The sequence below is a fragment of the Actinomadura vinacea genome, assembly GCF_039532545.1.
In the GTDB taxonomy this organism is placed as follows: Bacteria; Actinomycetota; Actinomycetes; order Streptosporangiales; family Streptosporangiaceae; genus Spirillospora; species Spirillospora vinacea.
The window spans coordinates 343,734-356,964 of record NZ_BAAARW010000005.1; the positions used below are offsets into that span (position 1 = coordinate 343,734).

General features: G+C 72.7%; 11 protein-coding genes. 9 read left to right on the top strand and 2 right to left on the bottom strand.

Annotated features, from left to right (window positions below; translation table 11 throughout):
* Positions 1–361: 361 nt before the first annotated feature.
* Positions 362–1,333, bottom strand: a complete 972-nt coding sequence (gene pip / locus ABD340_RS08185; RefSeq protein ID WP_344587987.1) for a prolyl aminopeptidase — start codon at positions 1,331–1,333, stop codon at positions 362–364.
* A 335-nt stretch (positions 1,334–1,668) separates the two neighbouring features.
* Between pip and ABD340_RS08190 the strand changes: the two genes are divergently transcribed.
* The 5 genes from ABD340_RS08190 (at position 1,669) to ABD340_RS08210 (ending at position 8,011) form a co-directional block, all read left to right on the top strand.
* Positions 1,669–3,207 (top strand): coiled-coil domain-containing protein, encoded by a 1,539-nt coding sequence (locus tag ABD340_RS08190; protein ID WP_344587988.1) that lies wholly within the window; start codon positions 1,669–1,671, stop codon positions 3,205–3,207.
* Positions 3,208–3,462: 255 nt separating this feature from the next.
* Complete coding sequence (gene pyrG / locus ABD340_RS08195; RefSeq protein WP_344587989.1) at positions 3,463–5,148, top strand: CTP synthase; 1,686 nt, start codon at positions 3,463–3,465, stop codon at positions 5,146–5,148.
* A complete protein-coding gene (locus ABD340_RS08200; protein ID WP_344587990.1) occupies positions 5,145–5,798 on the top strand; it encodes an NUDIX domain-containing protein in 654 nt (217 codons plus the stop codon). Before pyrG ends, ABD340_RS08200 begins: the two co-directional genes overlap by 4 nt.
* Before the next feature lie 76 nt (positions 5,799–5,874).
* On the top strand, positions 5,875–6,954 hold the full coding sequence (gene xerD, locus ABD340_RS08205) for a site-specific tyrosine recombinase XerD (protein WP_344587991.1): 1,080 nt from the start codon (positions 5,875–5,877) through the stop codon (positions 6,952–6,954).
* Between the two features lie 181 nt (positions 6,955–7,135).
* A complete protein-coding gene (locus ABD340_RS08210) occupies positions 7,136–8,011 on the top strand; it encodes a ParA family protein (protein ID WP_344588092.1) in 876 nt (291 codons plus the stop codon).
* A 35-nt stretch (positions 8,012–8,046) separates the two neighbouring features.
* Here ABD340_RS08210 and ABD340_RS08215 read toward each other — a convergent pair whose 3' ends face one another.
* The gene (locus ABD340_RS08215) at positions 8,047–10,437 is read right to left on the bottom strand and encodes a serine/threonine-protein kinase (RefSeq protein ID WP_344587992.1); all 2,391 of its coding nucleotides are present in this window, start codon (positions 10,435–10,437) and stop codon (positions 8,047–8,049) included.
* Between the two features lie 192 nt (positions 10,438–10,629).
* Here ABD340_RS08215 and ABD340_RS08220 point away from each other — a divergent pair, with 192 nt between their 5' ends.
* From ABD340_RS08220 to aroH, 4 genes are read left to right on the top strand one after another with little or no spacing between them, the layout of a single operon-like run.
* Positions 10,630–11,526 (top strand): segregation and condensation protein A, encoded by an 897-nt coding sequence (locus ABD340_RS08220; protein ID WP_344587993.1) that lies wholly within the window; start codon positions 10,630–10,632, stop codon positions 11,524–11,526.
* Entirely contained in the window at positions 11,519–12,094 is a 576-nt protein-coding gene (gene scpB / locus ABD340_RS08225) for an SMC-Scp complex subunit ScpB (protein WP_344587994.1), read from the top strand. The genes ABD340_RS08220 and scpB overlap by 8 nt, the downstream gene beginning before the upstream one ends.
* A 14-nt stretch (positions 12,095–12,108) precedes the next feature.
* Positions 12,109–12,822, top strand: coding sequence for a pseudouridine synthase (locus ABD340_RS08230; protein ID WP_344587995.1), 714 nt, complete (start codon positions 12,109–12,111; stop codon positions 12,820–12,822).
* 33 nt (positions 12,823–12,855) lie between these two features.
* Complete coding sequence (aroH, locus tag ABD340_RS08235; RefSeq protein WP_344587996.1) at positions 12,856–13,218, top strand: chorismate mutase; 363 nt, start codon at positions 12,856–12,858, stop codon at positions 13,216–13,218.
* The last annotated feature ends 13 nt before the right edge of the window (positions 13,219–13,231 follow it).

Consider the following 13,231-nt stretch of genomic DNA (forward strand, 5'->3'; position numbering starts at 1 on the left):
GGAATGTTATCCACGCGATGTTTAGGGTGACCGGGAGTGGGTATAACCAAATGCTTTGGCATTTTCCAGGTCATTCTGGTGGCATTTCGCGGCGCTCGGAGGGCGCTTTTCCCGGCCGCACGCAGGGGTTACCCGGGTTGGGTGGCAGGCGGCGGGGGACAGTCGATCGGGGGCCACTCTAGTGATTTGTTACGAGCAGATGACGCTTTTTATGTCTCATTTTTGTGACGTGAATCACACGATCTCGTTGTCAACTGACTCTGTGCGGCGGGCGTCACGTTGCGTCACGCGAGGTGGGAGGGTTGCGCCGCCCGGCGGCGCCCGGCAGCGCCGCCTGGCACCGCCGGGCGGCGGTGCCAGGTCAGCCGCCGGAGCGGGCGAACCGGTCGGTGGCCTCGATCAGCCGGTGCAGGATCCCCGGCTCGCTGTAGGCGTGCCCGGCGTCGTCCACGAGGTGGAATTCCGCCTCCGGCCAGGCGCGGTGCAGGTCCCAAGCGGTGGCCGCCGGCGTGCACACGTCGTACCGGCCCTGCACGATCACCGCCGGGATGTGCCGGATCTGGTCCACGTCCCGCAGCAGCTGCTCGTCCTCGAAGAACCCCTCGTTGACGAAGTAGTGGTTCTCGATGCGGGCGAAGGAGACCGCGTAGTCGGCCTCGCCGAAGGAGTCGGCCAGGTCCGGGTTCGGACGAAGCGTGACCGTCCGTCCCTCCCACTGCGACCACGCCCGGCCCGCGGGCACCCGCACCTCCGGGTCGGGGGAGTTCAGCCGCTCGGCGTACGCCGACAGCAGGTCCTCGCGCTCGTCCTCGGGGATCGGCGCCAGGAAGTCCTCCCACAGGTCGGGGAACAGCAGCGAGGCGCCCTCCTGGTAGAACCAGTAGAGCTCGAACGGCCGCAGCATGAAGATGCCGCGCAGCACCAGTTCGGTGACCCGGTCCGGGTGGGCCTGGGCGTACGCAAGCGACAGCGCGCTGCCCCACGACCCGCCGAACACCAGCCAGCGCTCGATGCCCAGGTGCTCGCGCAGCCGCTCCATGTCGGCCACCAGGTTCCAGGTGGTGTTGGCCTCCAGCGACACCGCGGGATCGCTGGCGTGCGGCTTGCTGCGCCCGCAGTTGCGCTGGTCGAACAGGACGATTCGGTACGCCCCGGGGTCGAACTGCCGGCGGTGGTCGGCGCTGCACCCGCCGCCCGGCCCGCCGTGCACCATCACCGCGGGCTTTCCCTCGGGATCGCCGCAAACCTCCCAGTAGATCTGATCGCCGTCGCCGACGTCGAGCAGTCCCGAGTCGTAGGGCTCGATCGGCGGGTAGAGTGTCCGAAGCTCCATGACCGCCGATTGTTCCACCCGGGGCCCGGCGGCACGCGAAGCGGCGAGCCGCGTCCGGCGGCATCCGCCGGGCCGGTGCCGAGTCGGTGTTTCGGGCGCTCAGGAAGCTCCTCGTCGGCGGTCCGGAGCCGATCGATGCGCGCGAATAGACCGCGCCGATCAAGAAAGTAAACCCCAAACTGGGCAAACGCCGTGCTGGTCGGCACTAGAGTGCCTTGGGTGAGCGATGCGACGAGCCGCCGGGCGAACGACGGACGCCGGGCGAGGAGTGCGGCGAACACCATGGGTACGACGCCCCCGCGAACGCGGCACCGCGCCGCCAGGCGAGGAGACACGTGAGCGAGCTGAACGGATCGGGTTCGCGCCCCGTCCAGGACACCGGTACGCCCTGGCCCGCCATGGGCCGGGACGCGGCCGCGCAGCAGCCCATCAAGGCCGTCGCGGGGCAGCCCGGCGACGCGGCCCGGCCCGAGCCCGAGGCCCAACCCTGGGACATCGTCGAGCGGCTGCGCCAGATGGCCGACCTCATCGGCGACGCGCTCGCCGCCGGTGAACGCAAGGTCAGCGAGGCGCAGACCGACGCCCAGTCGCAGGTCTCGGCGATCCAGTCGGAGAAGGAGTCGGCGCAGCGGGACGCGGCGGCGGCCTGGGGCGAGGTGCAGCGTGCGCGGGGTCAGGCCGAGCAGGCCGACCGGCGCGCGGTGGAGGCCGAGCGGCGCATGGCCGAGGCCCAGGCCGAGGCGCAGGCGCAGCTTTCCGCGATTCAGGCGGAGAAGGAGTCGGCGCAGCGGGACGCGGCGGCGGCCTGGGGCGAGGTGCAGCGTGCGCGGGGTCAGGCCGAGCAGGCCGACCGGCGCGCGGTGGAGGCCGAGCGGCGCATGGCCGAGGCCCAGGCCGAGGCACAGGCGCAGATCTCGGCCGTCCAGGCGGAGAAGGAAACGGCGCAGCGCGAGGCCGCGGCCGCCTGGAACCAGGCACAGCAGGGCCGCGCCCAGGCCGACCAGGCCCGCGGCCAGGCCGAGCAGGCCCGGGTCCAGGCCGACCAGGCGCGCGCGCAGGCCGACCAGGCCCGCGCCCAGATGGAGCAGGCGCAGGCCGGGCTGGAGCAGGCCGAGCGCCGGGTCGCCGAGGCCGAGGCGACCGTCCGGCAGGCCATCACCCAGCGGGACTCGATGAGCGAGGCCCGCGACGACGCCCTGCGCGCCGTCGAGGACGCCGTCACCGCCCGCCGCGCCGCCGAGAGCGAGCGCGACCGGCTGGCCGAGCAGGCCGCCGAGCTGTCGCGGGCGCTGGAGACGGCGCACGGCGAGCTGTCGGGGCTGCGCGCCAAGGCCGCCGACGCGGAGATGAAGGCCCAGAACCTCCAGCACACCGCCGCCGCGGCGGCCAAGGAGGCCGAGGACGCCCGGCGCCGCGGCCAGGCCGCCGAGGCCGAGCGCGAGCAGGCCCTCGACACCGCCGCCCAGTCGCTGGAGGCCGCCAAGAAGGCCGAGCGCGAGCGCGACGCCGCCGTCCAGGGCCGGGACGCCGCCGAACGGGGCCGGGAGGCCGCCGTCCAGGCGCAGGCGCGCGCCGAGTCGGAGCTGACGCTGGCCCGCGGCCAGACCGAGCAGGCCGGCCGGGAACGCGACAACGCCGTCACCGGCATGCGCCAGGTCGCCGCCGAGCGGGACGCGGTCGCCGAGAAGCTCAAGGAACGCGACCAGTGGGTCGACCAGCTCGCCCAGGCCGTCACCGAGCAGCGCGCCGCGATCGCCGAGCTGTCCCAGGAGCGCGACGCCGCGCGCCAGGCCGCCGACCAGGCCCGCTCGCTGATCGACGAGCTCACCCGGCAGCTGCGCACGATCATGCCCACGGCCGCGCCGCGGATCTGACCGGCCGGAACCCCGGGAGACGGGGCGCCCGGCCGGCGGGGGAACCCGAACCGCGGCGCTGACCGGCGATTTCGCGGCGCGGGTCGAGGCCCCGCGCCGGTTTCGGTCCCCGCCCCGGCGAACCGGCCGCTGACCAGGGGCCCGACATACCCGCGCGGGCACGACCCGGACGGGCCACGGTGCCGTGCCTGTTATCCTGGTGGCCCGTGGACAGTGCGGTACCGTCCGCCTCGCAACGACCACGGGAGCGACTTCTTGCCTTCGGCAGCCACTGGTAGATCACGTCCCACCAAGCATCTGTTCGTCACCGGCGGTGTCGCCTCCAGCCTCGGCAAGGGTCTGACGGCGTCCAGCCTGGGGCGGCTTCTCGCCCTCCGCGGCCTGCGGGTCACCATGCAGAAGCTCGACCCCTACCTCAACGTCGACCCCGGCACGATGAACCCGTTCCAGCACGGCGAGGTCTTCGTGACCGACGACGGGGCCGAGACCGACCTCGACATCGGCCACTACGAGCGGTTCCTGGACACCGAGCTGCACGGGTCCGCCAACGTCACCACCGGCCAGGTCTACTCCAACGTGATCGCCAAGGAGCGGCGCGGCGCGTACCTGGGCGACACCGTCCAGGTCATCCCGCACATCACCAACGAGATCAAGGACCGGATCCGCGGCATGGCCGCCGACACCGAGGTCGACATCGTCATCACCGAGGTCGGCGGCACGGTCGGCGACATCGAGTCGCAGCCGTTCCTGGAGTCGGTCCGCCAGATCCGGCACGAGATCGGCCGCGACAACTGCTTCTTCCTGCACGTGTCGCTGCTGCCCTACATCGGCCCCTCCGGTGAGCTGAAGACCAAGCCCACCCAGCACTCGGTGGCGGCGCTGCGCTCCATCGGCATCCAGCCCGACGCGATCGTCTGCCGCTCCGACCGGCCGATCACCGACGGGCTCAAGCACAAGATCTCCATGATGTGCGACGTGGACCGCGAGGCCGTCGTCTCGGCCGTCGACGCCGCCAGCATCTACGACATCCCCAAGGTGCTGCACTCCGAGGGCCTGGACGCCTACGTGGTGCGCCGGCTCGGCCTGCCGTTCCGCGACGTCGACTGGGGCGCCTGGGACGAGCTGCTGCGCCGCGTCCACCGCCCCGCCCGCGAGGTGACGATCGCGCTGGTCGGCAAGTACATCGACCTGCCCGACGCCTACCTGTCGGTCACCGAGGCGCTGCGGCACGGCGGTTTCGGCAACGACGCCAAGGTCAACATCCGCTGGGTCAAGAGCGACGAGTGCGAGACCCCCGAGGGCGCCCGCCGCGAGCTCGACGGCGTCGACGGGGTGCTGATCCCCGGCGGCTTCGGCGTCCGCGGCATCGAGGGCAAGCTCGGCGCGATCCGGCACGCCCGGGAGAACCGCGTCCCGCTGCTGGGCATCTGCCTGGGCCTGCAGTGCATGGTCATCGAGGCCGCCCGGTCGCAGGGCGGGCTGGCCGAGGCCGGCAGCGCCGAGTTCGACCCGGCCACCCCGCACCCGGTGGTGGCGACCATGGCCGACCAGGTCGACGTGGTCGCGGGCGAGCGCGACATGGGCGGCACCATGCGGCTCGGCCTCTACCCGGCCGACCTGGCCGAGGGCTCGGTGGTCCGGGAGCTGTACGGGGAGGCCAAGATCTCCGAACGGCACCGGCACCGCTACGAGGTCAACAACGCCTACCGCGAGCGGCTGGAGACCGCCGGGCTGCGGTTCAGCGGCCTGTCCCCGGACGGCCGCCTGGTCGAGTACGTCGAGCTGCCCCGCGAGACCCACCCGTTCTTCGTGGGCACGCAGGCGCACCCCGAGTTCCGCTCCCGCCCGACCCGCCCGCACCCGCTGTTCGCCGGGCTGGTCTCCGCCGCCCTCGACTACGCCGAGCTGCGCGGCGGCGCCGACGCGGTTTCCACCTCGTGAGCGGGCCGGAGGCCGGCGCCCCGGGCGTGGCGGACGTGTGCGACCGGCCCGAGCGCTGGGAGGTCGCCGGCGCCACCCGCGAGTTCGAGGGGCACGTGTTCAGCGTGCGGCGCGACTCGGTCCGGATGCCCAACGGCGCCGCCACCGAGCTCGTCCACCGGGACGTGATCGAGCATCCCGGCTCGGTCGGCATCCTCGCAGTCGACGACGCCGACCGGGTGCTGCTGCTGCGCCAGTACCGGCACCCCGTCGGCCGCCTGCTGTGGGAGGCGCCCGCCGGGCTGCGCGACGTGGCGGGCGAGCCGCTGCGGCGGCTCGCCGAGCGCGAGCTGCTGGAGGAGGCCGGATACCGCGCCGACCGCTGGGACGTGCTGGTCGACGTCCTGCCCTCCTCCGGGATGTCGGACGAGCGGGTCCGGATCTTCCTGGCCCGCGGCCTGACCGAGGTGCCCGCCGAGCAGATCGGCTTCGAGCGGGTGCACGAGGAGGCCGACATGCCGGTGGTGTGGGTGCCGCTGGAGGAGGCCGTCCGCAAGGTGCTCGCCGGGGACGTGCACAACATGATCGCGGCGACCGGGATCCTGGCCGTGCACGCCGCCCGCGCGCGCGGCTACCGGGACCTGCGCCCCGTCGACGCCCCCGAGGGCTGACCCGCCGGCGTCCGGGTGGCCGCCGCCCGGGCGCCGCGGACCGATATCTGGCGACATCTACCCGCGGTGCGTACGGATGGCATCTCCCTGCGTGGCCGGAAGGGGCATGATGGGCTCGTCCCACTCGGCCACCCCGCCCGGAAGAGGTGCGCAACTGTCACCGAGCACGACGACCGGCCGGAGCCCGGCGCGGCCCGGAACCGACGGCGAGGCGCACGACGACACGCCCCTGGGCTCGGCCGTGCGCACCTACCTCGGGCATCTCGCCGTGGAGCGGGGACTGGCCGCCAACACCCTCAGCTCCTACCGGCGCGACCTGCGCCGCTACCTGGCCGCCCTGACCGGCCGCGGCCGCACCGCGATCGACCAGGTCACCGAGGACGACGTGCGCGAGTTCCTGGCCGGGCTGCGGGAGGGCGACGCCGACCACCCGCCGCTGTCGGCCGGGTCGGCCGCCCGCGCCGTGGTCGCCGTCCGCGGCCTGCACCGCTTCGCGCTGCGCGAGGGCCTGACCGGCACCGACCCCGCCCGCGAGGTCAAGCCCCCGACCCCGCCGCGCCGGCTGCCCAAGGCCATCTCGCTCGACGAGGTCGAGCGGCTGCTGGCCGCCGCGGCCGGGGCCGCCGAGGGCGCCGCCGGGGCGGCCCGCGCGCTGCGCGACAGCGCCCTGCTGGAACTGCTGTACGGCTCGGGCGCCCGCATCTCCGAAGCGGTCGGACTGGACGTCGACGACCTCGACCTCGACGAGGGCTTCGCGCGGGTCGCCGGGAAGGGCGGCAAGGCCCGCGTCGTCCCGATCGGCGACTACGCCCGGCGCGCCGTGGAGTCCTACCTCGTGCGGGCCCGTCCCGAGCTGGCCCGCGCCGGGCGGGGCGGCCCCGCGCTGTTCCTGAACGCGCGCGGCGGGCGGCTGTCGCGGCAGGGCGCCTGGATGGTGCTGCGCGCCGCCGCCGAACGCGCCGAGCTGTCGGAGGTCTCCCCGCACACGCTGCGCCACTCGTTCGCCACGCACCTGCTCGACGGGGGCGCGGACGTCCGCGTCGTCCAGGAGTTGCTCGGACACGCCTCGGTGACGACGACACAGGTCTACACTCTGGTGACGGTGCAGCTGTTGCGCGAGGTCTACGCCACCTCCCACCCGCGCGCGCGTGGCTGACCGGAAGCCCGGTGAACGGCCGGGGCCCGCCCGCCGACAAATCGCGACCAACGGCGCGCGTCGGCTTGTGACGGGGGATGTCAAGCCCTAGAGTCCCGATGCTGGATGGCATTTTCGGGCCACCGGGAGGGATCTGGTGACGAGCACGCAGGCCACAGGGGGGGTCCTTTCCTCCGCCACCATTGCGACCGATCCGAGCCGGGCCCTCGGGCCGACTCGGCGTCCCGTGCCCGAGTTCCCCGAACCGGAGCCGCTGGCCGAGCACGGCCCGGCCCGGATCGTCTCGATCTGCAACCAGAAGGGCGGGGTCGGCAAGACCACCACCACGATCAACCTGGGCGCCGCGCTCGCCGAGTACGGCCGCCGGGTGCTGCTGGTCGACTTCGACCCGCAGGGCGCGCTGTCGGTCGGGCTGGGCAAGGGCGACCCGCGTCAGCTCGACATGACGATCCACAACCTCCTGCTGGAGTCGGACACCGACTGGGAGGACGTCGTCATCGACACCGGCGTCGACGGCATGGACCTGCTGCCCAGCAACATCGACCTGTCCGGCGCCGAGGTCCAGCTGGTGCACGAGGTCGGCCGGGAGTACATCCTGGCGCACACGCTGAAGTCGGCGGTGCCGCACTACGACTACATCCTCATCGACTGCCAGCCGTCGCTGGGCCTGCTCACGGTCAACGCGCTGGCCGCCAGCGAGGGCGTGCTGATCCCGCTGGAGTGCGAGTACTTCGCGATGCGCGGGGTGGCGCTGCTGATGGAGACCATCGACAAGGTGCAGGGGCGGATCAACCCCGAACTGGTGATCGACGGCGTGCTCGGCACCATGTACGACTCGCGCACCCTGCACACCCGCGAGGTCCTGGGCCGGATCGTCGAGGCGTTCGGCGAGAAGGTCTTCCACACCGTGATCAACCGGACCGTGCGGTTCCCGGACGCGACCGTCGCGGGCGAGCCGATCACCTACTTCGACCCCAACTCCATGGGCGCCAACGCCTACCGCGGCCTGGCCCGCGAGGTCCTGACCCGCTGGAACGGCACCGGCGACGAGAGCTGACACCGTACGCGGCCATCGCCGGCCGGCGTCGGCCCTCATTCGTCCGGGGATTCGTCCGGCAATCCCTCCAGTAGGAAAGGGAGGAGGGTCCGGCGAGGCGAGTTCGCCTTGTCCCAGCCGGAGCCTTCCCGGTCCTGATGCAGATGCGGCTCCGGTTCGCGGCCGTCGAGGATCTGCGCGATCCGAGCGAGGGTCGTCGCGTGCAGGGACCTGCCGGTGATGGTGGACGCCAGCCGTTCGGCACGGTCCGGGGCCTGGCGGGCCAGTTCCGGGGCGATCCAGCTCAGCGCGTAGTCGCGCCGGCTCGGCTCGGCCAGCCCGTCGGCCAGCCGCGCCGCCCGCTCCGGGTACGCCTCCCGCATGCCGACGGCGACCTCGGAGAGGGCGCCGGGAAAGGGGCGTTCGATGGAGCGGGCTATCGCCTCGGCCCGATCGGGAAAGGCGGGGGCGATGGCCCCGGCGAACTTGCCGAGCGAGTCGCGGCGCTTGAACGATCGCACGATGCGCCGCGCGGATCGGTGCGTCCGCTTGACCAGCCGCTCGGCGCGTTCCGGGTGGTTCAAGGCCATGGCGGAGGCCACCCGGCCGGGCAGCCGGAAATCGCGGGGCGGGCTGTGCTCGACGGCGAGCAGTTGCTCGACCCGCGCGGGAATTGCCGGTGCCAGGTCCGTGATCAGTTTCCACGAGAAGAATTTCAGGTCGTGTTGGTGAAGCGTGCCGATGATCTGGCAGGCGTGGTCCGGATCCGTGGCGGCGACGCGCTCGACCACCAGTTGCAGGCTGAGCGTGGAGCAGTAGGTGGTGAGCCTGTGGCTCTTCCCGCCGGCGAGGAGCAGGATGCGGGCGATCTGCTCGGACCTGCCGGGGTGTGAGCCGGCGACCCGTTCGGCGATGTCGGTCAACATCTGGGCACGCCGTACGACGTCGGCGACGGCGGAGGCGAGCTGCAACGCCTCGTCGGGATCGTCGGGTGCGGCTTCCACGGCGAGTGCCCGGCGCATTTCAAGGCGTCGGCGGTCCGTGTCCAGGGCACCGAGGAATGCACGTTCGCCCTCCGGCGCGGAATGCAGTGCCTGGGCCACGGGAACGAGGATCCGGTGCCGGAGTTCCCACTGTTCGGTACGGGGACTGCCGTCGATGAAGACGGCCGCCTCCTCCAGGAGCCCGGCCGCGTGCGGCGCGTCCAGCGGGACCAGCGCCGCGGCGATGCCGGCCAGCGTCTCGGCTCGGAGGCGCTCCGCGGCGATGGACCGGGCCACGCGCTCGGCCCGGCGGGCGTCCAGGCGGGCCGTCGTCCCGGCGATCCGGCCCAGCTGATCATCGCTGGGGCTGCTCATGTCCCTGCCCCGGATGGGGCGGTCGAGCACCGCCCGTGCCGCCCATTCCAGCAGGTCTCCGGCCCGTAGCGGGTCGGTGTCCAGGAGGGCCGCTCCCACCAGGTTGAGCGTGTCGGGGTCCGGCCCGGGGGAGTCGTCCGACGTCGCCAGCCGCGCGGCCTCGTCGAGCAGCCGTTCCACGGCGCTGCCGATGGCCTCCCCATCGAGTTCCAGCGTGCGGCCTCGCACGGGCGGGGCCGTGTCCCGGGGCCCGCCTGAGGCGGCGGACGGTCCGGCGAAGGCGGCCAGGTCCGCCGCGAGCCGGGCTGCGCCGGCGGGGCGGTCCGCGGGGTCCTTGGCCAGCAGGTCCAGGACGAGCCGGTCCAGCTCGGGCGGGACGTCCGGGCGCAGCGTCCGAGGGCCCTCGGGGAGGTGCTCGCGGTGCCGGATCATCACCTCCAGCGGCGGGCCGGGCGGGAACGGCGGGCGGCCCGTAAGCAGCGCGTGCAGCACGCAGCCCATCGAGTACAGGTCGGACCGCTCGTCGGCGGGCTCGCCTCGGCATTGCTCGGGCGACATGTACGCGGGAGTGCCGAAGACCTGCCCTTTCGCCGTGAGGACGGAGGTGGCATCGGCCGCACGCGCGATCCCGAAGTCGCAGATCTTGACTTCGCCGGCGGCGGTGAGGAACAGATTGGCCGGTTTCAGGTCGCGGTGCACCACGCCCCCGGCGTGCGCGGCGGCCAGCGCCTCGAGGGCGCGGTGGGTCAGGGACGCGGCCCGGGGCACCGGCAGGCCGCCGGGCACGGCGGCCAGCACGGCGGCCAGGTCGCCGCCCTCCAGTAGCTCCATGATCATGAAGAGCAGGTCGCCGTCCTGGCCGATGTCGTGCACGGCGGTGATCCCCGGGTGCCGGAGCCGCGCGGCGATCGTGGCCTCCCGCCGGAACCGCGCCACCGCCTGGTCGTCCGGCCGAACCCCGAGCATGATCTTGACGGCGACCGGGCGCTCCAGGGCCAGGTCGTGGCCGCGCCACACCTCGCCCATCCCGCCCCGGCCCAGCCGCGCGTCCAGCCGGTACCGGCCGTGCAACTCGAACCCAGCGCGCACGCGGGCCTCCGGCGGTCCTGCGGGATGCGGTCGACAAGTTTGACACTTTTCGTGTCGTTCGGGTTCGCGTGGGCGCCCTGTTGGTAAGCGGGTTGGCACGGGCGCTCGCACGCACGTGGGAGCATGGTTCTTTCGACGGTGTACGGGGCGGGAAGGGGAGGAGACCGGGTGGGCTCGGCTACCGTGAGCGACGTGGACGGAACGTCCGGAACGTCGGGGGCGGCCGGGACGGCACCGGAGCCGGAGCAGGGAGCCGAGGAAGCGCGCGGCTTCCAGGTCCACCTGGACAACTTCGAGGGCCCGTTCGACCTGCTGCTGGGGCTGATCTCCAAGCACAAGCTGGACATCACCGAGGTCTCGCTGCACAAGGTCACCGACGACTTCATCGCCCACATCCGCTCGTACGGCAAGGAGTGGGACCTGGACCAGGCCAGCCACTTCCTGCTGGTCGCCGCGACGCTCCTCGACCTCAAGGCGGCCCGGCTGCTGCCCTCCGGGGAGGTCGACGACGAGGAGGACCTGGCCCTGCTGGAGGCCCGCGACCTGCTGTTCGCGCGGTTGCTGCAGTACCGGGCCTACAAGGAGGTCGCCCGGGTCTTCGCCGGGAAGGTCGCCGACCAGAGCCGCCGGTTCCCGCGGATGGTGCCGATGGAGCCGCGGTTCGCCAACCTGCTGCCGGAGGTGCTGCTGGGCCTGGGGCCCGACCAGTTCGCCCGGCTGGCCGCCAAGGCCCTCACGCCCAAGGCGCCGCCGGCGGTGTCGGTCGAGCACATCTACCAGGCGCAGACCACCGTCAAGGAGCAGGCGGCCATCGTCATCGAGCGGATGCGGGAGCTGCGGCAGACCACGTTCCAGGTGCTGATCGACGACTGCGACGTCACCTTCGAGGTCGTGGCGCGGTTCCTGGCGCTGCTTGAGCTGTACCGCGAGCAGGCGGTGGCGTTCGAGCAGCCCGAGCCGCTGGGCGAGCTGCACATCACCTGGACGGGCAGCGAGGACGGCGACATCGCGGTCGGCGAGGACTACGAGGGCGCCCGCCGTCCCGAGGACGGCGCCGAGAACGACCGGAAGGACGGGCGCGATGACTGAGGGACCGGGGAGCGGGGACGCGGAGCTGCCGGGGCTGCGGGCGTCGGTCGAGGCGATCCTGCTGGTCGTGGACGAGCCGGTCGCCGAGATCACCTTGGCCCAGCTGCTGGAGCGGCCGACCCACGAGATCACCGCCGTGCTGCGCGAGCTGTCGGCGGAATACACCGAGCAGGGCCGCGGGTTCGACCTCAGGGAGGTGGCCGGCGGCTGGCGGTTCTACACCCGGGACGTGTGCGCCGCGGTCGTGGAGCGGTTCGTGACCGACGGCCAGCAGGCGCGCCTCACTCAGGCGGCGCTGGAGACGCTGGCCGTGGTCGCCTACCGGCAGCCGGTGAGCCGGGGCCGCGTCTCGGCGATCCGCGGCGTCAACAGCGACGGGGTGATCCGCACCCTGACGCTGCGCGGCCTGATCGAGGACGCCGGGCAGGACCCCGAGAGCCAGGCGCACCTCTACCGCACCACCGGCTACTTCCTGGAACGGCTGGGCCTGCGCAGCCTGGAGGAACTACCGGAGCTGGCCCCCTATCTGCCCGACGAACTGCCAGAAGAGATCATCGAGGACAAGTGAAAGACAACGAAGGTGTGCGTTTGCAGAAGGTGCTGGCCGAGGCCGGGATCGGCAGCCGCCGCCACTGCGAGGAACTGATCGGCGAGGGCCGGGTCACCGTGAACGGCAAGGACGTGTTCCGGTTCGGCGAGCGGGTCGACCCGCGCCGGGACGTCATCCACGTCGACGGCCGCCGGGTCGAGACCCGCGCCGAGATGCGCTACTACGCGATCAACAAGCCGCGCGGCGTGGTGAGCACGATGTCCGACGAGCGGGGCCGCAAGTCCCTGGCCGACTACGTGGAGGTGCCCGAGCGGCTGTTCCACGTCGGCCGGCTGGACACCGACACCGAGGGCCTGATCCTGCTCACCAACGACGGGGAGCTGTCGCACCGGCTCACCCACCCCAGCTACGGCGTGCAGAAGACCTACCTGGCAGAGATCCACGGCCCGATCCCGCGCGACCTGGGCAAGCGGCTGCGGGCCGGGGTGAACCTGGAGGACGGCCCGGCCAAGGCCGACCGGTTCCGGATCTTCGACCAGGTCGGCAGGCGGGTGCTGGTGGAGATCACCCTGCACGAGGGCCGCAAGCACATCGTCCGGCGGCTGCTGAAGGAGGTCGGGTTCCCCGTCCAGCAGCTGGCCCGCATAGAGTTCGGGCCGATCAGGCTGGCCTCGCTGAAGCCGGGCACGATGCGGGCGCTGACCGTGACCGAGATCGGCGAACTGTACAAAGCGGTCGGCCTGTAGCGAAGCGGTGCGAGCGTAGGAGGGACGAACACAGTGGCGGTACGCGCGGTGCGGGGGGCGACGCAGGTCGACGCCGACGACCGGGAGCAGATCCTGGAGGCCACGACCGAGCTGGTCGCCGAGGTGATGAGCCGCAACGGGCTCAGCACCGACGACGTGATCAGCGTGCTGTTCACGGCGACGCCGGACCTGGTGGCGGAGTTCCCGGCGCTGGCCGCGCGCAAGCTCGGCTTCCACGAGGTGCCGCTGCTGTGCGCGGCGGAGCTCGCGGTGCCGCACGCGCTGCCCCGGGTGATCCGGCTGATGGCGCACATCGAGACCGAGCGGCCGCGGTCGGAGATCCAGCACGTCTACCTGCGCGGCGCGACGGCGCTGCGCCTGGACATCGCCCAGTAGGCACCGGCCGGAA